Annotated in this window: 14 protein-coding genes and 1 pseudogene; 9 read left to right on the top strand and 6 right to left on the bottom strand. The window is 71.3% G+C overall.

What is annotated here, in order from left to right:
* Positions 1 to 7 precede the first annotated feature (7 nt).
* A complete protein-coding gene (locus ACFVV1_RS12855; RefSeq protein WP_389988809.1) occupies positions 8 to 1,858 on the top strand; it encodes a hypothetical protein in 1,851 nt (616 codons plus the stop codon).
* Here the strand turns inward: ACFVV1_RS12855 and ACFVV1_RS12850 are convergent.
* Together ACFVV1_RS12850 and ACFVV1_RS12845 are read right to left on the bottom strand one after the other, a co-directional pair.
* A complete protein-coding gene (locus ACFVV1_RS12850; RefSeq protein ID WP_389988806.1) occupies positions 1,848 to 3,980 on the bottom strand; it encodes a tetratricopeptide repeat protein in 2,133 nt (710 codons plus the stop codon). The two genes, ACFVV1_RS12855 and ACFVV1_RS12850, sit on opposite strands and share 11 nt — an antisense overlap.
* A 116-nt stretch (positions 3,981 to 4,096) precedes the next feature.
* The gene (locus tag ACFVV1_RS12845; protein ID WP_389988803.1) at positions 4,097 to 4,915 is read right to left on the bottom strand and encodes a maleylpyruvate isomerase family mycothiol-dependent enzyme; all 819 of its coding nucleotides are present in this window, start codon (positions 4,913 to 4,915) and stop codon (positions 4,097 to 4,099) included.
* A 373-nt stretch (positions 4,916 to 5,288) separates the two neighbouring features.
* Between ACFVV1_RS12845 and ACFVV1_RS12840 the strand changes: the two genes are divergently transcribed.
* The 8 genes from ACFVV1_RS12840 to ACFVV1_RS12805 all read left to right on the top strand — a co-directional run bounded on the left by ACFVV1_RS12840 (position 5,289) and on the right by ACFVV1_RS12805 (position 18,543).
* Positions 5,289 to 6,914, top strand: a complete 1,626-nt coding sequence (locus ACFVV1_RS12840) for a TIGR02677 family protein (RefSeq protein WP_389988800.1) — start codon at positions 5,289 to 5,291, stop codon at positions 6,912 to 6,914.
* Positions 6,911 to 8,137: a TIGR02678 family protein gene (locus tag ACFVV1_RS12835; RefSeq protein WP_389988797.1), complete on the top strand. Its 1,227-nt coding sequence runs from the start codon at positions 6,911 to 6,913 to the stop codon at positions 8,135 to 8,137. Before ACFVV1_RS12840 ends, ACFVV1_RS12835 begins: the two co-directional genes overlap by 4 nt.
* On the top strand, positions 8,134 to 12,567 hold the full coding sequence (locus tag ACFVV1_RS12830; RefSeq protein ID WP_389988794.1) for a TIGR02680 family protein: 4,434 nt from the start codon (positions 8,134 to 8,136) through the stop codon (positions 12,565 to 12,567). Before ACFVV1_RS12835 ends, ACFVV1_RS12830 begins: the two co-directional genes overlap by 4 nt.
* 80 nt (positions 12,568 to 12,647) lie before the next feature.
* Complete coding sequence (locus ACFVV1_RS12825) at positions 12,648 to 13,928, top strand: TIGR02679 family protein (protein WP_389988791.1); 1,281 nt, start codon at positions 12,648 to 12,650, stop codon at positions 13,926 to 13,928.
* 339 nt (positions 13,929 to 14,267) lie between these two features.
* Positions 14,268 to 14,996 (top strand): response regulator transcription factor, encoded by a 729-nt coding sequence (locus ACFVV1_RS12820; RefSeq protein ID WP_389989079.1) that lies wholly within the window; start codon positions 14,268 to 14,270, stop codon positions 14,994 to 14,996.
* Between the two features lie 37 nt (positions 14,997 to 15,033).
* Positions 15,034 to 17,109: a sensor histidine kinase gene (locus tag ACFVV1_RS12815; protein ID WP_389988788.1), complete on the top strand. Its 2,076-nt coding sequence runs from the start codon at positions 15,034 to 15,036 to the stop codon at positions 17,107 to 17,109.
* A gap of 123 nt (positions 17,110 to 17,232) precedes the next feature.
* Positions 17,233 to 17,661, top strand: a complete 429-nt coding sequence (locus ACFVV1_RS12810) for a hypothetical protein (RefSeq protein ID WP_389988785.1) — start codon at positions 17,233 to 17,235, stop codon at positions 17,659 to 17,661.
* 222 nt (positions 17,662 to 17,883) lie between these two features.
* The gene (locus ACFVV1_RS12805) at positions 17,884 to 18,543 is read left to right on the top strand and encodes a class F sortase (protein ID WP_389988782.1); all 660 of its coding nucleotides are present in this window, start codon (positions 17,884 to 17,886) and stop codon (positions 18,541 to 18,543) included.
* A gap of 587 nt (positions 18,544 to 19,130) precedes the next feature.
* Here the strand turns inward: ACFVV1_RS12805 and ACFVV1_RS12800 are convergent.
* From ACFVV1_RS12800 to ACFVV1_RS12785, 4 genes and pseudogenes are all read right to left on the bottom strand, one after another.
* Positions 19,131 to 19,445, bottom strand: a pseudogene (locus tag ACFVV1_RS12800) (MFS transporter); the annotation flags it as partial.
* 176 nt (positions 19,446 to 19,621) lie between these two features.
* Positions 19,622 to 20,182, bottom strand: coding sequence for a hypothetical protein (locus tag ACFVV1_RS12795; protein WP_214933428.1), 561 nt, complete (start codon positions 20,180 to 20,182; stop codon positions 19,622 to 19,624).
* A gap of 2 nt (positions 20,183 to 20,184) precedes the next feature.
* Positions 20,185 to 21,984: a DEAD/DEAH box helicase gene (locus ACFVV1_RS12790; RefSeq protein ID WP_389988778.1), complete on the bottom strand. Its 1,800-nt coding sequence runs from the start codon at positions 21,982 to 21,984 to the stop codon at positions 20,185 to 20,187.
* A gap of 4 nt (positions 21,985 to 21,988) precedes the next feature.
* Positions 21,989 to 23,620, bottom strand: a complete 1,632-nt coding sequence (locus ACFVV1_RS12785; RefSeq protein ID WP_389988775.1) for an MFS transporter — start codon at positions 23,618 to 23,620, stop codon at positions 21,989 to 21,991.
* Positions 23,621 to 23,725 lie beyond the last annotated feature (105 nt).

Below are 23,725 nucleotides of genomic sequence, written 5' to 3'. Positions count from 1 at the left end.
CGGACGGATGGCGTACGGGCGGACCGGACGGGTGCGGGTGCCGGTGGGGGACGATGCGACGCGGTGGACGACTCGGAGCAAGTGCCTGCGCGTGCTCGTCGTCGTACACAACGTGACCGCCGCGACCCGGCTGCTCGACGTGCTCCCCCTGTTCGACGACGACTGGCGCGTCCAGCTGCTGGTGACCTGTACGGGCTCCTCGGCGTTCGCGGCCGGCACGGCAGAGTTGCTTGCCGATACCGGGGTGCCGGTCGTGCCGTACGAGCAGGCGGCCGAGACGGAGGTGGATCTGGTCGTCTCCGCCAGCTTTGGCGGCCAACTGGACTTTTCTGCTGGGAAGTTGGCCATTCTCTCGCATGGTGTCGGCTACACTAAGAGGCTGGCGACACCGGACACCGGACACCGGACACCGGACACCGGGTCGGGGGCGGGGGCGGGGGCGGCGCCCGTCTTCGGGCTCGCGCCGGAGTGGCTTCTGTCGCAGGGCGTGCCCGTCGCGGACGCGCTCGTCCTCTCCCACCCCGAGCAGTACGAACGATTGCGCATCGCCTGCCCCGAGGCGGCGCCGACCGCCGTTCTCGCCGGGGACCCCTGCTTCGACCGGATGCTCGCCGCCCGGCCCTATCGCGAGCGCTTCCGCCGGGCGCTGGGGGTGCGGCCGGGGCAGCGGCTCGTACTGCTCAATTCGACCTGGAACTCCGATTCCCTGGTCGGTGACGGCGAAGTGGGCGGTGGTGACGTCATCGCTGCGCTGCTGGATCGGGTCGCCACGGAGTTTCCCGTGGACGAGTACCGGTTCGCGGCCGTACTGCACCCCAACGTCTGGCACGGCCACGGACCCGGTCAGATCCGTGCCTGGCTCGATCGCGCGCGGCGTGGCGGGCTGGCGCTGATCGATCCGCTGAAGGGGTGGCGGCAGGCTCTGCTGGCCGCCGATGCGGTGATCGGGGACCACGGTTCCGTCACGTATTACGCGGCCGCCCTCGGCACTCCTGTGCTGCTGGGCGCCGCGCCGCTCGACGCCCTCGATCCCGCTGCGCCGATCTCCGCGTTCATGCGGGAGGCGCCGCAACTCGATCCCGAAGCATCGCTGGCGGCGCAGATCGAGAGACTCATCGCCCGTCACCGGCCGTTGCCCGGGCCTGCTGGGTTCACCACCTCCGTGCCGGGCGAATCCGCGGAGCGCCTGCGCAGGCTCTTCTACTCGATGATGGGTGCGCCGGAGCCCGGTTGGCCGGCTTCGCTGAAGCCTCTCCCGCTGCCCGATTACGAGGCCGGTACGGCCACCGTCCCCTTTCACGTACTGTCGCAGGTCCTCGGGCCGGGAGAGGTTGCGGTCAGTCGGCGGGCGGGCCCGCGGCCGATGGTGAGCCCGGATCACGACGAAGAACTGCATGTGGCCGTGCACGAGGACACCCGTGACGTGGACCAGTTGGATCTGGCAGATGTCATCTTCCGGGACGGGGCACCTGACGACCCGCGCTACGGCTCCCCATCGGTCTGGACCGCCGAAGTGCTCCGGCGCCATCAGGGCTGTTCCCTCGCGGCCTATGTGACCGGGCTGTCCGCGTGTGTGGTCCGGGTACGTGGCGAAGAGCCGCTCCGGTTGGTGGCGGTGCCCTGCGCCGATGCGGGAGGCATGTCCGGTCTGGACCCCGCCGCGTACGCCTCTGCTCTGTACGCCTGGCTGGCCACCGGAAGCCCCGGCGCGGCCGCAGCCGACAAGCGCCTCATGCAAGCTATGGCCGACGGGCTCTCCGTGCGGGCAGGTACTCGGCTTCACCGCGTACGGGTTGTTCCTCTGACACCCCCCGGAATGACGGGGATGTCAGAGGCGGGAAGAGGGTTTACGGGGTGACACAGCGTTCTCTCATCCGCCGCAGATGCGACAGGTGGTACTCCGCACGCTGGCCGTCGAGCGTCGTGATCGCCTCGTTGATCAGCGGCAGTGCCGCTTCGGTGTCCTCCTCGTCCAACCAGGTCTCGGCCAGATCGGTGAGCGTCCGGGCCGTGTTGTACGTATCGCCGCTCGCCCGGAAGTGGCGCAGTGCGGTCTGCAGCCTCTCGCGGGCCTCCCCGCCCTGTCCGAGCCCGCGCAGGGCTCGGCCGCGATGGCGTTCCAACAGGGCCTGGGCACGCGGCAGGTCGGCGGTTCCCTCGTCGTGTGCGCCCATCGTGTTCAGGATGACGCCCGCTTCGTCGAAGCACTCGTAGGCCTCCTGGTAACGCCACTGACGCAGCCTGAGCAGCCCCAGGAACTCCACGGCCGAGGCGTGGCCTCGCTTGTGGGCGGCCGACTCCTCGGCCCGCGCAGCCGCCAGTGTCTCCGTCTCCGCTTCCTCCCAACGCCCCAACTCGGTCAGTGAGTGTGCCAGTTGGGCGTGCAGCGCTCCAGCGTCGAGGCTTCCCGGGAGATGAGCGTCGACGAGACGCGCTCCGATGCGCAGCGCCGGCAGCAGCATCTCGTGGTGGCCCGCCTTGAGCTGCAGCGGCCACAGGGAAAGACTCAGGCGTACGGCGGTGTCCGGGTCGCCGGACTCCTCGGCGCAGCGAACGGCTTCGACCAGGTTGCCCAGCTCCGCGAGCAACGCGTCGAGGGCGGCGCCCCGGTCCGCGTACCTCTGCCCGATCCGGTCCTCGGCGGGTGCCGGGACGCGCCAGCTCTCCGGGAGTGCCTGGTGGGCCGCCGATGTCGCCAGGTCCGCGTAGGCGAGCAGCGTGCGGGTGAGAGCTGCGGAGCAGGCCGCGATTCCGTCCTCGCGGATCGCTGTCGCCTCGGCGTGTGCACGGACCCCGGGGCGGTAGTGGTAGCGGCTGATGTCGGTTCCGCTCCGGCTGCGTTCCAGGAGCATCCTGTCGGCGAGATCCGCCAGGAGTTCCGCCGTGACCGCCGGGTCCTGGCCGGTGGCCAGTCCGGCCGTCGCGGCGTCGAAGGCGGGCCAGCTGCGCAGTGCCATCAGCCGGTACAGTTTGGCGGATTCCGGCGTCAGGAGCTGGTAGTTGTCCTCCGCCGCCCCGTGTACCGGGTCGCTGTCCGGTGCGGCCTGCCGCGGCGGAAGCGTGGGGGCGGAGAGCCGGTCCGCTGCGGCGCGCAGGGCGTACGGCGATCCGCCGCATCGTGCGAGCAGCGAAGGCAGCGTGGCGCGGGCTGCGGCGACGGTGGATTTGTCGGTGATATCGGTGAGCAGACGCACGGCATCCTTGTCCGTGAGCGGACCGACGGGAACCCGTACGGCGTCGAGGCCGGGGAACGGGGTCCGGGCGACGACGATCGTGAACACCCCGGGCGCCGACGTGAGAAATGGTCTGACCTGCGCCGCGGAGTGCGCGTGATCGAGCACGACCAGGAGTTTGCGGTCCGCTGCGCAATGACGGAAGAACTCACCGAGCCGGTCGGTGGCGGTCGGCATCTCTTCGTCCCGCACGCCCAGTTGACGAAGCAGCGCGCGCAGAACGGATCCGACGTCGCGTGCGCTCCCGGCGCCCCCGCCGCCGAGGTCGGCATAGATCTGGCCGTCCGGGAAGAGCCGGGTCGGCCGCGATCCGAAGTGCACGGCGAGCGTGCTGGAACCCATGCCGTCCGGGCCGTGCACCAAGGCGAGCCGGGGCCTTCCGTCCGCGCGGCGGGTTGCCTCTCGCTGGAGTTGCTTCATCGCTTCCTTGCGGTCCGTGAAGAACCTTATGGAGGCGGGGAGGTGAGACTGCACGGCTCGGGCCGGATTCGGTCCTCCGTGCACTCTTGACGCGAACGCGCTCCAGGAGGCCGCGAGTTGCGGGTTGGTACCAATCTGCTCGTAGACCATGCGGGCCACGTCGTCCCGTTCCTCAGGGGCGACGGGCGCGGGGACCTCCCGGCCGACGATTCTCCGTACGACACCGCCGGTCGACTCCCAGGCCCATTTGCCGGCCTCGTTGGCCATCCCCGAGCCGACCGCACCGAGTACCGCCGAAATCGCCGCCACCGAAGTGGGATCCAGCATGTCGCGCACTCCTCGTTCCCGGTGTTCCGCGCGATGCGCCCTCCCCGGCACCGCCGCTGCCACCGTGCGGATCAACGTTAGCGTCAGACGGGTCGATAGGTGGTCGGGTCCAGCCCTCACGGCGCCTTGAACAGCCCGGGGAAGCGAGGCGCGAGCCAGGGTTTGCGGCCCCGGGCGAAGACCCGGCCACGGGCGATGGCGCCACGTGGGTTGCAGCGACCGAGCGCCATCAGGAAGAAGGTGACCGGCTCGATGAGGATGGTGCAGTCCGGGCGGGCAGGCGGTCGAGGAGTGACGGTCACGGCGCCGTCGGTGAACGTGACGCCGAATCGGGCGCCACCCCACAGGCGGATCGTGTATCCGGCGGAGAGCCGGGCGGTGGTGGCGGCGTCGGTGACCCTGGGCATCGCCGTCATCAGGAAGGGCAGCGACAGTTCGACGCGAGTGCGGTCGATCATGTGCGGGCGGCGCAGCGCACGGGCGAGGTCGTAACCGTGGCCGAGCATGTGCGTCAGCAGGTACGAGCCCAATACCGCCCGGCTCACCGTTCCCAACGGAGTGACCACGATCCCGCTCCCGTCCGTGGGGCGCCGGCCCGCGGCCGTGAGGTAGGCCTCCGCGTGCGTCACGATCAACCCGGCCAGCGGCTCGGCGCCCCGCTCCTCGAAGTCGGCGAGCGCCCGCTCGTTGGCCGCGGCCAGACTCTGCGGCGTTCCGTCCCCGTAGCTGCGTTCCTGCCCGGCCGCGATGTCGGCCATCAGTTCGTTGGCCTGCGCGAGATGTGCTGCTGCCTGCCCGACGGTCCACTCCGAGCCGGGCACGGCAACGCTCGTGTCGGCAACCCCGCGCAGCAGCGCGGCGATCTCTTCAGCGGTGGCGCGTATCGCGTCGCCGAGCCCTTCGGGCAGCGTGCCTCGTACATCATGTCCGGTCACTGACTCCACACTTCTCCCCGCCTGGACCACGTCTGCGCGCCGGCTGCGCGCAGCCCACCCGCGGACGGCCCGCGGCCTCGTTACGGTCACCCCACGGCGCCTGCGGTACACAAGACCAGTCAGCGGGGCATCGGGCAAGCACGGGGCCACCGGGACGGGGGCTGTGGAACGTCCCGTACTGGTCGGGAAAGAGGCCGTCGTCGCCACACAGGTACGGGGTGATGACCGCTCCCTCTTCCGCACGCGCGACATCGACGGGCAGAGGCAGCCTGCTGTCGCCATTGCGTCCCCCCACCCCACCCCACAGTCACCCTCCGCTCGTACATGGCCATAGGAGACGATCCCGTCAGTTCATAGGCCAGAATGAGCGGTAATGACAGCGACACCACAAGCCCCCGATCAGAGCGGCACGCCACCGGGTCCCGGCCTTTACAGCGCCTTCGCTCACCTCACCGCCCCGAACTCGGCTCTCTACCGGCAGGTGATGGCGGCATTCCTCGCCGCCAAGGAGCGGTTTGCGGTGCATCTGCGTCCCGAAGACGTGTACGCCGCCCTGCCGTCCGAGCATCGGCCGCCGGAGGCCGAGACCGTGGTGAAGGCCCTGGACAAGCTGGTGGAATGGGGAAATCTGCGGGCCGATCCGGACACCGCGCGGGTGACCGCTGTCGAGGACTTCTACCGCAAGCGGTTCATCTACCAGCTCACCGCGTCCGGCGAGGCGGCCGAGACGGCGCTTGCCGCCTACGACGAATCGCTGGGACGGCCCGGGGCTCTGCAGGCGGTCGCCCTGCGTGACATCATCACGCAGCTGCGCGCTCTGCTCGTCCTCGCGGCGGACGACGCGCCGGACCCGGCCAAGACACATCTCGCACTGTTCACGTTGACCAGCCGTTTTGCGGCACTCGCGGACAACGCGCGGGCGTTCATGGGCTCCCTGCAGCGCACCATCGACCTGCACGACGTCGAAGTCGAGACGTTCCTCGCGTACAAGGACCAGTTGATCCAGTATCTGGAACGCTTCATCCAGGACCTGATCACGCTCGGCGCGCGCATCGCCCGGCTCGTCCTGGAGTTGGAGCACCGGGTCGAACCGCTGCTGCGGCTGGCCGCCGCCCGAGAGGCCGCCGATGCTTCGCCCGGAGAAACGGAACAGGCCGAAGCCCGAGCGTTCGGGCAGTGGGAGAGCCGCTGGTCCGGGCTCGCCTCCTGGTTCCTGTCCCGGGACGGCCGCGAGTCGCAGGCCCGGCTGCTGCGCGGCCGGGCACTCGGCGCGATTCCGCAACTGCTGGCCGTGGTCCGCTCGCTGACCGAACGCCGGGCCGGGCGCTCGGACCGGTCCGCGGACTTCCGGACGCTGGCCCGCTGGTTCGCCGAAGCGCCCGACGACGAGACACGGCACCGGTTGTGGCGTGTGGCCTTCGGCCTCTACCCCGCCCGTCATCTCAGCATCGACGCGGATTCCCTCGCCGCGCGCCAGGCATCCCCGACTCCGGCCTCGACCCCTTGGGCCGAGGCGGAGCCGCTGCGGATCAGTCCGCAGCTTCGGCGCAGCGGCAGTTACGAGAGGCGTGGAAAGGCACGCAAGGTCGAGGACAGGACCGAGGCCCGGGAGTTGCTCGCCGCGCTGGCGAGGAAACAGACCCAGGAGACCGAAACGGCCCGTGCGCTGCTCGCCACCGGCGGTGAAACCCGTCTGTCACGACTCGGTACGCTGGACCCGCTCTCCTTCCGGTTGTTCCTCCAGCTGCTGGGCGATGCTCTTGCCTCGTGGCGGCCGGGCATGACAACGACTGCGGTGACCAGCAACGACGGCTCCATGGAGATCCGGCTCACCGCCCTGGGCGACGGCCGGACGGCCCGTATCGAAACTCCGGACGGGGTCTTCACCGGGCCCGACCACGGCGTCGAGATCACCGATCTGACCATGCCGGTGTCCCGGCTGCCGGCGGCCGGCCCGCCGGTAGCGGCGGCGACCACGACACCCCGGGAGGCAGGGTGACCACCCCTCTCGCCGAGGTGCTGGAGGGACAGCGTGCCGCCGAGGTGAGGCGGGCGGCGCGCGCCCTCCTGAAGGAGCCGCTGCTGCGGGCCGCCGGTCCGAGTTCCGATGCGTTCCGGCTCGTCCGGCAGCACGCCTCCGAACTGCGGGAATGGTTCGACCGCAACACCGGCTGGCGCCTTCAGGTGGATGCGGAGACCGCCCGGCTGTACCGGACACCGGGCACCCTCGACGACGCCTCTCATCCGGCGCGCGAGGCGAGCCGCGCCGCAGTGCCGTTCACCCGCCGCCGCTATGTGCTTCTGTGCCTGGCGCTCGCCTGCCTGGAGCGCGGCGAGAATCAGATCGCGCTGGGCCGTCTCGCCGAGCAGGTGGTCCTGGATGCCGCCGATCCGCAACTCGTCGCGGCCGGTGTCGCCTTCACCCTTGAGCGGAGAGACGAGCGTCTGGACCTTGCGGCGGTGGTGCGGCTGCTGCTCCGGTACGGCGTGCTGCGCCGGGTGGCCGGTGAGGAGGACGCCTATGTGAGCGGGTCCGGCGATGTTCTCTATGACGTGGAGCGCCGGGTACTGGCCGGGATGCTGGCCACCCGTGTCGGGCCGTCGCTCGTGGCCGCCGAGAGTGCCGACGAGCGGCTGGCCGAGCTCACCGCCGAAACGGCACTGGACAGCGACGACCTGCGTTTCCGCGCCCTGCGACGCTCGCTGACTCGTCGGCTGCTGGACGATCCGGTGCTCTACTACGAAGAGCTCACGGACGCCGAACTGGCCTATCTCACCCGGCAACGCGGCTTTCTGACGACCCGTATCACGGAAATCACCGGGCTCGTGGCGGAGGTACGGGCCGAAGGGATCGCCATGGTCGATCCGTACGACGACCTCGCCGACCTCCGGATGCCCGAGCAGGGCACCCGTGGTCACATCACGCTGCTGCTCACCGAGCGTCTGGCAGCCGTCGCGGGGCCGGTGTCACTCGTCGAGCTCCAGCAGTGGGTACGTGAACTGGCGGCGGTGCATGGCGGGTTCTGGTCCAAGGCGGCCCGAGAGCCGGGATCCGAACCGGAGTTGGTGGAACAGGCCCTGGAGCGGCTGACCGCCCTGGGACTCGTGTCCCGTACGGCCGAGGGCGTCGCACCGCGCCCGGCACTCGCCCGCTATGCCGTGGGCGAGGCCGTCGTTCTCGACCCCGGTGTGTCCACGACCCGAAAGGCGCCGAAGCGTTGAGCACCCTCCCGGACGGCCCCGCGACCGCCCCTCTCGTTCCCGCCCAGCAGACGGCGGGAAGGGGTGCCCCGACGACGGCCGGAACCGCCCTTCCCGCTCCTGCGCGCCGCCGGTGGCAGCCGCTGCGGATCGGGCTCGTCGACCTCTTCTACTACGACCGCGAGGAGTTCTGGTTCCGTGACGGCCGACTGCTGTTGCGGGGCAACAACGGAACCGGCAAGTCCAAGGTGCTCGCCCTCACCCTTCCGTTCCTGCTCGACGGCGACCTGTCGGCACGGAGGGTGGAGCCGGATGCCGATCCGAGTAAGCGGATGGAGTGGAATCTGCTGCTGGGCGGGGCACATCCGCATCCGGAACGGCTCGGTTACACCTGGGTGGAGTTCGGTCGGCTGGACGACCGGGGCCGGGCCCATTTCCGTACGCTCATGTGCGGGCTGAAGGCCGTGTCCGGACGCGGTATCGCCCGTCACTGGTTCGCTGTCACCGACCAGCGGATCGGTCCGGAGCTGAGCCTGTTGGACGCAACGGGTACGGCCCTGTCACGGGACCGGCTGGCCGACGCCGTCGCCGGGCGCGGCACGGTGTACGACCAGGCCGGGACGTACCGCAGGGCAGTGGACGAAGCGCTGTTCGGGCTGGGCGAGCAGCGGTACGCGGCATTGGTGGACCTGCTCGTCCAACTGCGTCAGCCACAGTTGTCGAAGCGTCCCAACGAAGCGGCCCTCTCGCGCGCTCTGACGGAGGCCCTGCCTCCGATGGACCAGGCGGTGATCGCCGATGTGGCCGAGGCTTTCCGTTCGCTGGACGAGGAGAAGGAGGAGCTCCGCGCGGCGAGCGAGGCGGAGCGCGCGGCCGCGGCCTTCCTGGAGCACTACCGGCGGTACGCGCGGATCGCCTCGCGGCGTCGTGCGCGTCTGCCGCGTACCGAGCACGCCCGGTACGAACGGCTGCAGCGTGACCTTTCGGCGGCACAGGCCGAACGGGGCAAGGCGCTGGAGGAGCGGGCGTCGGCACAGGAGCGCGGTGCGGCGCTGGAGGAGGCCGAGGCCCGGCTGAAGGCCCAGGACGCCGCACTGCGGGCGGGGCCGGAGATGCGTAGTGCGCGCGAGCTGGAACAGGCCGGGAGGGAGGCCCTGCGGACCGGCGACGACCACGACCGCGCCGCGGCCGACCGCGACCTCGCCGTGGCCGCGCACCGTCGGGCTGTGCTCCGGGTCGGCACGGCGCAGAACCGGTTGAGCGCCGCGGACGGACGGCTCGTGTCGGCGCGGCGGCGGGGCCGCCTGGCGGCGCAGACAGCGCGGATCGATCCGGAGCTGCATACCCGGGACGTTCCGGAGCCCGAGCTGCGGCGCTCGGTCGAGGAGGCGGTGGCGCGCCGGCAGCGCACGGTGGATCTGGTGGCGGACCTGACCGGCCGGGCCGAGCGGGCAGCCGCCGCCCGGCTGGATGCGGCGCGGCGCCTGGACGATGCGGAGGGCGAGGTGGGGCAGGCCGGGGAACTGGCGGCCCGGACGGCCGAAGCGGTGACCGCCGCCGGCGATGCTCTGCTGGCCCAGGTGCGTGAACACGTGCGCGGGTGCCGTCAGTTGCGGTTTCCCGACCCGGTGGGCCTGCTGGACCGGTTGCAGGACTGGCTGTCGCATCTGAACGGGCCGAGTCCGGCGCAGGTGGACGCGGCGGACGCCCATCGTGCCGCGTCGGCCGCTCTCGCGGATCTGTCCGCCCGGCTGGTGCAGCAGCAGACAGCGCTGGCGGAACGCCGGGACGCGGTACAGCGGGAGCTGGCGGCGCTGGAGGCCGGAGGCGGGCGCGGACCGCGGGTCCCGTACACCAGAACGCCGGGGGTCCGGGAGCGGGCCACCGGTGCACCGCTGTGGCGTCTCGTGGACTTCCACGATCACGTACCACAGCGGGAACGCGCCTTGCTGGAGGCGGCGTTGGAGGCCTCGGGGCTGTTGGATGCCTGGGTGTGCCCGGACGGAAGTGCCGTGTCGGCACTGGCCGGTCCGGCAGCGGGGAACCACGACGTCCTGGTCGCTCCGGGGGCGCCGGTGGCCGGCACGTCGCTGGCGCAGGTGCTGCGGCCGGCCGTGGATCACGGCGACGCGCGCGCCGGGGCTGTGGGCGAGGAGACGGTGGGCCGGCTGCTGGTCTCCGTCGGACTGGGCGCGGAGCGGGCGCCCGGGTACGACGGCGGTACATGGGTGGCCGTGGACGGCCGCTTCCGGGTGGGCGCGCTGACCGGCAGCTGGTCGAAGGAGGCCGCGGAGTACGTCGGTGCGGGCGCCCGGGAAGCGGCGAGGCGGGTGAGGCTGTCCGCGCTCAGGGACGAACTGGCCGCGGTCGAGGGGGAGTCGGCGGCACTCGCCGAGGACCGGTCGACGGTTGCGGCGCAGCGAGGGCTGCTCGACGAGGAGCTCGCCGCGCTCCCCGACGACGGCGGGCTCAGGCAGGCACACGCGCGTGCCGTCGCGGCCCGCGAGACCGCCCGTCGGGCCGTCCTGCGGCGTGACGAACGGTCGGCGGATCTGGCGCATGCGGCCGAGAGCGACCGTGCGGCCGTCCGTGAACTTGTGGAGACCGCCGCGGATGTCGGTCTCTCCCCGCAGGCGACCGAGCAGCCGACGCCGGCCGGGGTCACGGCGGAGGGGCCGCCGGTGTCCGTGGATCCCGCGTTCGCACCGGCGGCGATGCGCCGCACGCTGGCCTCCGTACGGGACGGTCTGGCCGACCACCGGCTGGCCCTCGCCGAGGTCTGGCCGGCGCTCCGCGAGCGGACCGAGGCCGGGCGGGCCCTTGCGGAGGAGGAGTCGGATGCCGAGGAGACGCAGGCCCGGGTCGTGGAACTGACGGAACGTACGGAGGCCGCATCCCACGCGGCAGCCGCGGCCGACGAACGTCACCGCACTCTGCGCTCCACCGTGGGAGCGGCGGTGGCCGAGCTGGAACAGCGGCTCGCCGACACCGCCGGGGAGCTCGGCCGCTGTGTCCGGCAGCAGAAGGAGTCGGCCGCGGCCCGCGCCGCGGCGGACCGGCGTGCCAGTCATGCCGAGGGGCGCATCGAACAGCTGGAGTCCGATCTCGACACCGCTTCCGCGGCGCGGACGGATGCGGTGGAAGCGCTGCGCCGGTTCGCTTCCACGGGACTGATCGGGGTGGCCGTCCCCGAGCTCGTGCTGCCGCCGCTGAACGACGGCGCGTGGGCGGTCACTCCGGCCGTCGCGCTCGCCCGTGGCATCGAGGCGGAGTTGTCGGCGGCGGACGATTCGGACGGATCCTGGGAGCGGGTGCAGCGTCGTCTGAGTGAGGAGCTCAAGTCCCTGCAGGACGCGCTGTCCCGGCACGGTCATACCGCGTCGGGCCGGATGGTGGAGGACGGGATGGTCGTCGACATCGTCTACCAGGGGCGCGAGCGGGCCGTGCCCGAGCTGGCGGAGGCACTCGCCACCGAGGTCGGCGAGTTGCAGCGCATCCTGTCCGCTCATGAGCGGGAGATCCTGGAGACCCATCTGCTCACGGAGGTCGCGGGTACCCTCCAGGAGCTGATCGGCGCGGCCGAGCGTCAGGTGCGGGCGATGAACGCGGAACTGGAGGAGCGGCCCACCTCCACGGGCATGAAGCTGCGCCTGGTGTGGCGGTCGTCCCGCAAGGCGCCGACGGGACTGGGCCGCGCACGCGAGCAGCTGCGGCAGTCCGCCGACGCCTGGTCACCGGAGGATCGCGCGGCGGTCGGCGAGTTCCTGCAGTCGCAGATCACTCTGCGGCAGTCGGCCGACGTATCGGGCAGCCGCCTGGAGCAGCTGACCGCGGCGCTGGACTACCGGGCCTGGCACGAGTTCGGGATCGAACGCCATCAGCACGGCCGCTGGGTGTCGGCCACCGGCCCCGCTTCGGGTGGCGAGCGGGTGCTCGCGGTGTCGGTGCCGCTGTTCGCCGCGGCCTCCTCCCACTACGCGACGGCCGCCAGTCCGCACGCACCCCGGCTGGTCACGCTGGACGAGGCGTTCGCGGGCGTCGACGACGACTCGCGCGCCAAGTGCCTCGGGCTGCTGCACGCTTTCGACCTGGACGTCGTCATGACGAGCGAACGGGAGTGGGCGTGCTATCCCCAGGTTCCGGGGGTGGCGATCGCTCAGCTGTCCCGTATCGACGAGGTGGCGGCCGTACTGGTGACCCGCTGGGAATGGGACGGGACGGAGCGCGCCCGGGGGTTCGAGCCGGACCGCGGACCGGTCGGTACCCGGGCCGAACCGGACACGGCGGCACCGGGGCCCGCGGGCGCGGAGGGAGTGGGCGTCGGCGCCGAGCCGGTGTCGGCGGCTCCACGTCCGCCGGACTCTCCGGCCCGTACGGCGGTCGCGGGCCCGGCCGTCGACGCCGCCTCCGGTGCGCAGAACGCGACTCTCCAGGATCGCGTGTGGCAGTGATTCCTCCGCCCGGCGAGGCGGCGTCACCGGACCCGGGCGGGGCAACACACGCAAGGGGCCGGCCCAGGGGCGACGGGCGCATGCATCCCGGTCCGGCCCCGATCGACCTCGTGCGCCTGCGCCGCCTGCTCGGCGCACCGGAGCTGGCGTGGCTCGTCGAGCGGATCCGGCGACGGCTCGAACGCGAGGAACCCCTCACCGGCTCGGTGTCCCTCGCCGATGCCGACGACGCAGGGCGTGGTGCGGTCGAGCGGCTGCTGGGCAGGGCGCCTCGTCGCGGTCGGTCCCTCTCCGTACGGCTGGAGGCGGTGGACCACATCCTGCGCCGTTCCGGCATCAGCCCCGACGGTCTCGCGGCGGCCGTACGCGCGCTGACCGGCCCGGTAGTGCCGGTGCGGGCCGAGCGGGACGAGAAGGCGCGGGCCTGGGCCGAGGCGTATGCCCCGCTCGACGCTCTGGTGACGCGCCGCCCCGAGCTGGCGGAGTGGGCGGACCGGTTGCGGGGCGAGGGGCTCGTACGACGTCTGGCCCCTGAGCCACGACGGGCCGCGGCTCTGCTCGCCGACACGGTGTCCGCCCTGGACGGCCTGCCCGTCGAACCGGCCATGTCCCTCCCGGCTTTCGCGGCGCGTGCACTGGGCAACGCACACGCCCTGGACGACGGCACCGCCCTCGCCACGCTCGTACTGTCCGCCCTGCGACGGCTCAGCGGCCGGCCACCGGGCGGCGGTGCGCAGTGGCGACGGGAGATCTGGGCCTCGGCGGGGCTGGTCAGGGACGAGCTGTCGTCGACGGTCCTCGCCCTGAACGTGCGCGGCACACCGGCTCTCGACCTGCACGCCGACGCGGGTGAACCCGTCGTGCTGACGCTGCGCCGGCTCACTCGTCACCCCTCATCGCCGCGCACGCGGCCGACCACCGTGAGGATCTGCGAAAACCCGGCGGTCGTGGCCGCTGCCGCCGACGCCCACGGCGCGGGCTGCGCCCCACTGATCTGTCTGCAGGGCCAGCCGTCAGCCGCCGCGCTCGCCCTGCTGGGCACGCTCCACGCGCAGGGCTCGACGCTGCTCTACCACGGCGACTTCGACTGGGGCGGACTGCGGATCGCGTCGACGCTGCTGCGGCACGTGGCCTGGCGGCCATGGCGGTACACGGCCACCGATTACCGTACGGCGGTAAGCCGCACCACGCCGCTCGCCCCGCTCACCGGCCGGCCTGTCGACTCCCCGTGGGACCCCGGACTGCGCTCTGCGCTCGTCGAACTGGGGGTACGTGTCGAGGAGGAGTCCGTCCTCGACGATCTCCTCACCGATCTCCTCGACGATCCGTCCACGAGGAACGGCAGGGCGGGCGCTCAGTAGTTCGCCCCGACGTGGGCCGTCGATGGAGACAGCGGGAACTGTGCGTACGCCTCCACGGTCGTCCTCCGAATCCGGATCTCGCGGCTGCGGCGTGCAGTGCTGACTGCGGTGGCGAAGCGCGGGGCTACCCCTGAGGAGACGAATCTCATGCACGAACTGGCCAACTCCACGGCCCCCTCGGCCTCCGAACCGGAGCTGATCGCCCGTACCCCCTCCCCGACCGACCCGGTGTCCGACCGTCCGGACCATGGCCCGGTGATCCGCTCCGCGGTGGACCACGGTGTCCGGCGCCGTCCGGTGCCACGAGGGGACGGCGTCACCTCATCTACGATCAACCGCGTGTGCGCAAACGTCATAGTCGCCGAAGACGACGAGAAGCAGGCCGAACTCGTACGCCGCTACCTCGAACACGAGGGGCACGCGGTCAGAGTCGTCGGGGACGGCCTCGCGGCCCTCGCCGAGGTCCGGCACCGGGAGCCCGATCTGCTGGTGCTCGATGTGATGATGCCGCGGGCCGACGGTCTTGACGTGGTACGTGTGCTGCGCGCCGAGCACCGGGAGGTTCCGGTGCTGATGCTGACGGCCCGCAGCACCGAGGACGATCTGCTGCTGGGCCTGGACCTCGGTGCGGACGACTACGTGACGAAGCCGTACAGCCCGCGTGAGTTGATGGCGCGCGTACGGACGCTGCTGCGTCGCGCCCGGCGGGGTGCGGCGGATGCCGATCCCGCCGCGGATCAGGGGCTGACGGTGGGTGCGCTGATGGTCGACCCGGTCCGGCACGAGGTGTCGGTCGAGGGCCGGTTCGTGGAGTGCACGCCCGGTGAGTTCCGGATTCTCGCCGCCATGGCGGCCGAGCCGGAGCGGGTCTTCACCCGGCAGCGGCTCCTGGAGGAGCTGCACGGCTTCGACCGGTACATCAGCTTTCGCACGGTCGACGTGCACATCATGAATCTGCGGAAGAAGATCGAGCCCGCACCGCGTCGGCCGGCGCGGCTGCTCACCGTTTTCGGTGTGGGGTACAAGCTGACGGATCCGTTCAGGAACGCTTCGCGTGCGTCGTCGTAGCAGGGGGCGTAGCGGGGGTCGTAGCGGGGCGGAAGACGTGCACGTTCGTCGTGAGCGGCGGGCGCGACTGCCGCTCCGCAAGAGTCTGTTCGGCCGCCTGCTCGCGGTATCGGCGCTGGTGGCGGCGTGTTCGGTGGCCGCCACCGCCTGGCTCGCCGTCCAGACCACTTCCGGCGCCATCAAGCGGGAGCAGGGGCAGAATCTCACCGCCGACGCCCGGATCTACAACACCCTGCTCGGATATGCGGCGGCCCACACCACCTGGGACGGCGTCGGGAGCACCGTGCGCGACCTGGCGCGGCAGTCCGGCCGGCGGATCGCCCTCACGACCGAAGAGCACCGGCCCCTCGCCGATTCCGTCACCCTGCCGTCGCCGCCCGCGCTGCCGCCCCAGGCGTCGGCGATCGTCGATCCGCTGTCCGTGGACACGGCGCTGTCCCGGACGGTGGGCCTGGCGGCGGGTGCCACGTCCGACCGCGTCGATCCGCGCGCGGTCGGTCCGTTCCGGCTCCCGAGGGCCGAACGTGCGGCCCTGCAACGTGCCGCCGAGCGGAGTGTGGCCTGCCTGAGCCGCTCCGGGGTCGCGGCGGACGCGGTCCAGGAGCCGAGTGGCCGCCCTCGGATAGAGGTCGTCGGCAACGATCCCGGCCGGGTGGAGGACACCCGGTGCGCGTCCGACGACCTGGCCTACCCGACAGTGACCGAGCGCAAGGCGCTACGGGAGCTCAACCAGTTGGCCAATGCCTGCCTGAAGCGTCAGGGCCGCGAGGGCGTAGAGCTCAATCTGGACCTGTCCTGGGGCAGCCGTCCCGATCCCGTGCCGAGCGCGGCTGCCGAGGCCCGGACGGCCGCCCCCGTACCGAGCGTCCGCACCGGCGACGACGACCGGGCCACCGCCTCCTGTGTGGGCACGGCCCGCCGCGAGCAGCTGAGTTCCTATGTCGCCTCGCCCGCGCTGCTGTTCATCGGCGACGAGGGCAGCACGACCGTGCCCGGCTTCGATCTCTCCCCGGCGAACACCGCGAAGATCGCGGGCGCCGCGGCGCTCGTCCTGGCACTCACCGTCGGGGCCACGGTGCTGGCCGGGGCACGGCTCGTACGTCCGCTGCACGCCCTGACCGGTGCGGCGCAGCGGATGCGGGAGGGGAAGGACTCGGCGCCCGTACTGGTCACCGATGACAACGAGATCGGGCGGCTCGCCGCGGCCTTCAACGACATGGCCGCCCACCGCGCCCGACTCGAAGGGCAGCGCAAGGACATGGTCAGCGATGTCGCCCATGAACTGCGCACCCCGCTGAGCAATATCCGCGGCTGGCTGGAGGCGGCGCAGGACGGTCTCGCGGAGCCCGATCCGGCGTTCATCTCCTCGCTCCACACGGAGGCCGTGCAGCTGCAGCACATCATCGACGACCTCCAGGATCTGGCCGCCGCCGACGCGGGTGCGTTGCGACTGCATCCTGAGCCGGTACGTATCGAGGAGGTGCTGGACCAGGTCGCCGCGGCCCACCAGGGGCGGGCCGAGACCGCGGGAGTCACGCTGACGGTTCTCACGGCGACGGTCGGCTCCCCCTCTCCCGAGCTGACGGCCGACCCGGTCCGGCTGCATCAGGCCATCGGCAACCTGGTCTCCAACGCAGTGCGTCATACCCTGGCGGGTGGAAATGTCACATTGCGTGCGTACGGCTCATCGCGTACGTACGGCTCCGAGTCCGCGGACGAGGCGGTCGTGGACGTCACCGATACCGGCAGCGGCATCTCGGCCGATGATCTGCCGCATGTCTTCGACCGCTTCTGGCGCGCCGAGAAGTCCCGAAGTCGCCGCACCGGCGGCAGCGGTCTCGGCCTGGCGATCGTACGGAAACTCATCGAGGCGCACGGCGGATCGGTGAGCGTGGCGAGCGTCGAGGGGCAGGGCTCGGTGTTCACGCTCCGGCTGCCGGCGGACGAGGCGGGGAGGGGGCCGGGGACGGGACTGGAGCTGAGGCCGGTACTCGGGACGGGTGAGGTGCATGGCTCGGGTGAGTCGGGAGGGGCCTCGGCTGTCGTGTCGGGGAGCGGCTCTGGCGGCGGGAGCGGTGCGGACGGCGGAGAATGCGAAGCGGGGCGGGTCTGATGCGATGACCACAGCGATCTGACAGCTTCTTCATAACTTCACGCCAGCCTGTCGGCATGCCTTGCGCCCGGTGCGAACCGCATCCGGGCACCACCGAGGCCGACCTGGAATGGAGCCATGTCCATGCCCCACCGTCTGTCCCTCCGTACCGCAGTCCTTGCCGCCGTCGCGGCCGGCGCGGTACTCGTCCCGTCAGCAGCGGCGTTCGCCGACAGCACGCCCGCACCCGCGCCTTCGGCGCCGTCCGTGGAGCGGTCCGCCGCAGCCGCGCGGGGAGCGCAGCCGTCGGTGGCACCCCGTGGCGGCGTCGCCGCCGGCGACAGCCCCGCTCCGGTATCCCCCGAGCGAGCTGCCGCGGTCGAGCGAGCGGGTACCGCCAAGGGTTCGGCTGTCCCCGCTCCGCGTGGCGGAGTCGCCGCGGGTGAGCGACCGGTCGACACGTCGGGCGACCGCACCACCGCCCTTGCCGGGTCGGCCGCGGCCGCTCTGCTGATCGCGGGAGCGGGAACGGTCGTGCTGCGCCGTCGCTCCGCCGCACAGCAGGGTCGCTGAGCCGACGACTTGTCACAATGCGTCACAGCACGTGACATTGCACGAAAATAGTCGCGTACGGCATATGACATCCGCACAGTACGTGATCGTGTGCGACACGTGACATCGCTCGGCAAGTGATCGAGCACGGCAGTCGACGGCGCTCAGCAGTCGGTCTTCCGCGTGGCGCCGCCCCTCCCGGGCGGCGCCACTCCCCGTCTCCGCATCTTCCTGGAGCCCCCCATGTCCCGTAAGACTCCGGCGTCTTGGCGCGCCCTCCTCCCGGCGCTCACCTGCCTCGCCCTCGTCGGCTGCTCCTCCCCCTCCCCCTCCGATGCCGTGGACGCTTCGTCCGCCGCACCACAAGGCAGCGGCGGTTCGTCCGGCGTCCCGGACCCTCCCAACTCCCCGAAGGAAACAGGTTCCAGGGCGGCGAACGAGCCCGGGGCACCGGAGTCTGCCGCGCGTCCCACCCAGGTCAGCATCCCGTCGATCGGGGTGAACAGCTCACTGATGCGGCTCGGGCTGAACAAGGACGGCACGGTCGAGGTCCCGCCCGCCGAGAAGGGCATGACGGTCGGCTGGTACACCGGGGGCGCGGTCCCCGGCGAACGTGGCGCCGCGGTCCTCATCGGGCACAACGACACCCGCCTCGGCAAGGCCGTCTTCCACGATCTCAAGAAGATCGGCAAGGGGGCGGACATCGCGATCCGCAACGACCGGGGAGCCGAGATCCACTTCAGGGTCACCGGCACCGAGACAGTCAGCAAGAAGGCATTCCCGACCGAGAAGGTCTACGGTGCCACCAAGGCACGCACCCTGCGTCTCATCACCTGCGACGGTGCCTTCGACGCCCAGGGCCACCCGGTGGACAACCTCATCGTGTACGCCGACCGGAGCTGAGGGCGCCCGCGACCGTCGCCCCGCCTCGTCACCGACGGCCTGCGCCGCCGCGCTACCTGGAGCGGTTGCCGAGGAACCTCCCGGCGTAAGGGCGTGGATGGTCGGAAGGTTGTCCTGGGAACAGGAGAGAGCCTCCTCGGCCCCGGGTTTGCGGCCCGGGAAGCGTGGCTCGCCTATATCCGGCAGAACCGGGAAATGGCGAGTTGCCGAGAGGCAGTCGGAGGGGGTCGTAGTAGTGGTGATCGACGGGACGACACAACCCGGCGGGAGCAAAGGGCCCGACGCACCCCTCCTCCCGAGCGCCGGCCCAGGAGCCGAACACGGGGGCTGTTCCTTTTGCCGTGAAAACAGGTCCCAAGGGTCGACCGTCTTGCTCAGGAGATCGATTGCATAGTGAACCGGCTCGGCCGACGGTAGTCCTCGATCATCTCGCGGACCAGCTGAGCCGAAGCACGATAGTTGCCACATAGGCAGGGTTGTTGTCCCTGTGACTGAGTCAGCGAGCGTTCACTTGGTGAGCCGGGACACGATAGATGGAACCTGGTCACGAGAGTTGGAACCAGTGGCTGCGCGCCTCGGAGCGGGGCTCATGGGCTGGCTGCAGCTGTGTGTGGACGGGGCGGTGCGGAGAAACTGCGCAGGTCCGCCGTGGCGGCGCCCACCACAGCGACGGCGCCGATGCATAGCAGGCCACCGCTGACGAGGGCTGCTGCTCCCGAGGTGACGTCTGCGACGAGACCACCACGCATGTTGCCGATGTCGGGTCCCGCTTGCCCGACGATCTGTTCAGCAGCGCTGACGCGGCCGAGTAGTTCGTGCGGGGTGTGCGTCTGGACGCCGGTGCTCCGGGAGACGACGGAAACGGTGTCGGCGGCGTCGGCTATGACGAGGAAGGCCAAACCGACATCGTCACACCGCCGTGACCTGCACACTCATGAGAGCACCACGACTTTGAAATCTCCCTGGGCGAGCGGGGCCGTCGCAGCCGGAGGATGCGGGGGCATCAGCGGGCTCAGCGGGTGGTGAGGGTGCGTGCCCGCCGGGCGGGCACGCACCGCTCCCCCTCAGGCCGGCCGGGTCAATCGGCCGCCGTGAAGTAGGCGGCCGGATCAAGGGAGTTGAGCGCGATCCAGCGCTGCGCCGTCGCTTCGGCGGGCGCCTGGCCGCCGCCCGCCGAAGCGCGGAAGAAGCCCTGCACGTCAAGAGCGATGCGGGGATCGTCGTCGATGCGCCGCGCCATGTCGTAGTAGACGGACAGCTCATGGACGCACCGCAGGGTGGCGGTCGGGCAGGAGCAGTCGACGCTGTCGAGGGCCGGCGCGGGCGGATGGCCCGCGTCGGCGATCGCGCGGTACAGGTCGTCGGTGAGCAGGGGCTGGATGCCGCTCAGCTGACGGGAGATCTCGGCCGTCGCCCCCGGGGACATCGGCGCGACCTCGATCGTGACCACCGAGGTGCCGCGACCTCGGTGCACGACGGCACGCACGGTCCGGTCGTCGAACGTGATCTGGACCTTCCCATCGCGTGCCGTGCGGCGTGCGCTCGGCAGCTGGGGATCAGGACGGGTCTGGCGCAACGACTCGGCGAACCGGACCCAGTCCTTGCCCCACTTCGTGTAACCGTAGTCGTGGTCGGCCATGGTCAGTTGACTCGCTTCCGGCGCAGGACCTCGATGAGACGGTCGTCGTCCAGTCGGGTCAGCTCGGCGACGCTGGACGTGTCGGCGATGTCCGACAGCGCGGACTTGCGGTTGTGCATGGCCGCGATGTGCTCCTCGACAGTGGTGCCGGTGGTCAGGGTGGTGACGGTGACCGTGCGGGTCTGACCGATCCGGTGGACCCGGTCGGACGCCTGGGCCTCCACGGCCGGGTTCCACCACCGGTCGAAGTGGATGACGTCGGCCGCGCGCGTGAGCGTGAGCCCGGTGCCCCCTGCTTTCAGACTGAGGACGAGCACCTTCGGACCGTCGTCGGACTGGAACCGGCGGACGATGTCGGCCCGCTGCTCCTGGTTCAGGCCACCGTGGAAGAACGGCGTACTCACCCCGAACTGTTCGGCGAAGTGCCGGACCAGCAGCTCACCGGTCTGCCGGTACTGGGTGAAGACGAGGGTCGGAGAGTCGTTCTCCAAGTTGTTGGCCACGATGTCGGCGCACAGGTCGAGCTTGCCCGACCTGCCCGACAGCTCACCGAGGCCGTCCGTGATCAGGCCCGGATGGTTGCAGACCTGCTTGAGCGACGTCAGGACCGCGAGCACCTTGGTCTGCCGCTGGGCGCCGCTGCCAAAGCCGTCGTCGATGACCTGGTCCAGCAGCCGGTCGTACAGCTGCTCCTGCTCCTCGCTGAGGTCGCAGATGAGATCGGCGTGGATCTTGGCTGGGAGTGACCCTGCGACCTGGGACTTCTTCCGCATCAGCACGACCGGCTCGATGGCCCCGCGCAACCGGGCGGAAGCGGCCGGGGAGCCGTCCGCGATCGGCCGCACGAAGCGACGGCGGAACTGCGTCCGGTTCGCGAACAGGTGCGGTGCGACCAGATTGAGCAGGGCCCACAGCTCGTCGAGGTGATTCTCGACGGGCGTTCCGGTCAGGGCGATCCGCGCGTCGGCCGCGATGGTGCGCGCGGCCTTCGACACCTGCGTACGGGGGTTCTTCAGGACCTGCGCCTCGTCGAAGACCGCGGTGCTCCACTGGATCCCCGCCAGGGCCGGGCTGTGCATGCGCAGCGTGGGGTAGCCGGTGAGCACCACCGTGCCGCTGTCCACCTCGGGCAGCGGCCCGCCGCGCCAGATCGTGGTCCGCAGTCCGGGTGCGAACCGCGCGATCTCGTGCGCCCAGTTCCCCACCAACGACGTGGGGCAGACCACCAGTTGCGGCGCCTTCTCGGCGCGTCCGGCGACACAACCGATGGTCTGCAGGGTCTTGCCGAGTCCCATCTCGTCGGCCAGCACCGCGCCGCCGTGCGTCTCGATGGTCTCGCGCAGCCAGCTCACCCCGCGCACCTGGTAAGGCCGCAGCTTGGCGGTGAGCGCCGTGCGCATCTCGGCCCCCACCGAGGTGGTGCGGCGGAAGACGCCGCCCGCGTGCTCTGCCGTCGTCACGGCGACACCTGTGGCGTCGGGGACCGCGTGCGCGGCGATCGGCAGAGCCGACTCGCCGCCCGCGATCCACGACCGCCAGACCTTCACCGACCGGCCGGGCGAGTCGAGGGGCACGGCCACGAGCCGGTCCGGCTCGATCAGCACGCAGTCGACGTCGGACACCTTGAGCCTGCCGAGGTCCGGCGTCGGCACGACCAGGGGAACGGTCTCGACGTCGCCGACCGGCGGGGCCGCCCCCACGGCGCCGTCGGCCCAGGTCCACAGGGCGAATATGTGCCGGTCGGGCAGGTAAGTGGCCTGACTGTCCGACCGCGCCTCGGGGAGTTTCTGCCTGGTTCCCATGGCGTCAGCGGGTGCCCACGTCGTCGCCCTCGCGGACGGGCCGGGCATCGGCCCCGGCCCGGGGGGCCGCCTCGTCCGTGGTCGGGCCGTCTTCCTGCGCGGGCTCCGGCTCGCCCCCGGCAGCCGCGGGCTTGCGGACCGCGCGCAGGGCCAGCAGTAGTACAGCCGCGCCGAAGAGCGCGATGAGCATGATCCAGATTGCACCGACGTGCATGGCGTGGACGAACGCGTCATCGGCGGCGTACCCGAGCGCGGGCAGGTGGGACGTGGTGGCGACGTGCCGGGCCTGTTCGGCGGAGACCCGCGCCTGGTCCCGCACCGGTCCGGGGACACCGTGCAGCGAGGGTTCGATCGCGCGCCGGTACACGATCGACATGATCGTGCCGCCGACGGCGATCCCGATCACGCTGCCGGTCTGGCGCACGGTGTTGGTGACGGCCGATCCGGCGCCGGCGCGTTCCAACGGCAGGGTGTTGATCAGCGCCGCGGTCACCGGGCCGATCACCATGCCGATGGACAGGCCCTGGACCAGCAGCAGGACCTCGATCCAGACGAGGGGAGTGCTCAGCCCGAAGAGCCCGTACGCGCCCATGGTCAGCGCCGCGACGGTGAGGGCCGGCACGGCGACGAGCCGCAGCGACCAGCGATGCACCAGGCGCGCGCCCACGGGTGCCCCCAGGATCGCGCCGAGCGCGGTCGGGAGGCTGGCCAGGCCCGCCTCGATCGGCGAGTAGCCGCGGGCGCCCTGCAGGTAGAACGCGTTGTAGAAGGTGACGGCGGAAATGGCGAACAGAAGCAGTCCGAGGGCTACGTTGCCGCCACCGAACGCGCGCTGGGCGAGAAGCCGGGGGTCGAAGCTCGGCATCTTGCTGCGCAGTTCGACGCGGACGAACACGGCCAGCAGGATCAGTCCGACGACGATCGGCGCCCAGACGTCCGTACGGCCCCAGGCCGCTACCTGCCCCGTGCGGATCAGTCCGTAGGCGAGCGCCGCGAGGCCGCTGATCGACAGCAGCATTCCGGCCGGGTCCAGCGGTCGCACGACGGGGCTGCGGAAGTTCGGGACCAGCAGGGCGATGCCGATCAGCGCGAGGACCACGACCGGGACGTTGACCAGGAAGACCGAGCCCCACCAGAAGTGGTCGAGCAGCACGCCGGCGAGCACCGGGCCCACGGCCATGCCGACGCCGGCGGAGGTCGAGGAGATGGCGATCGCGGTCGACCGCGCCGGGCCGGTGAATGTCCACATGAGGATGGCCAGGTTGCCGGGCATGATCAGCGCGCTGCCGACGCCCATCGCGGCCCGGGCGGCGATCAGCTGCCCCGCGTCGCCCGCGAACGCCGCCCACACCGAGGACGCGGCGAAGACCACCAGGCCTGTTGCGAGCACGGTCCGGTGACCGAAGCGGTCGCCCAGCGCGCCCGCGGTGAACATCAAGGTGGCGAAGGCCAGCGTGTACGAGCCGGTGGCCCACTGCAGCTCGGCCGGGCTGGCGTTCAGTCCACGGACCGGGTCCGCGAGGGTCTCCAGGGTGGTACTCAGGACGGTGTTGTCCAGCCAGATCAGCAGTGAACACACCATGAGAACGGCAAGAATCAACTGCTGCCTGGACTTCGGCAACGTGGATGTAGTCATGAATACCTTCGGATTCGGTCTGGAAAACCTGACGAGCGGACCGTAAGCAACCATCAGGCGGGTGTCAATTCCCTGGCGACCGATAACAGTCGGCGATTTTCCGGC

This window comes from Streptomyces sp. NPDC058092 (assembly GCF_042884935.1).
Classification (GTDB): domain Bacteria; phylum Actinomycetota; class Actinomycetes; order Streptomycetales; family Streptomycetaceae; genus Streptomyces.
The sequence above is the reverse complement of the archived record's forward strand: the minus strand, read 5'-3'. Positions and strand labels throughout refer to the sequence as shown.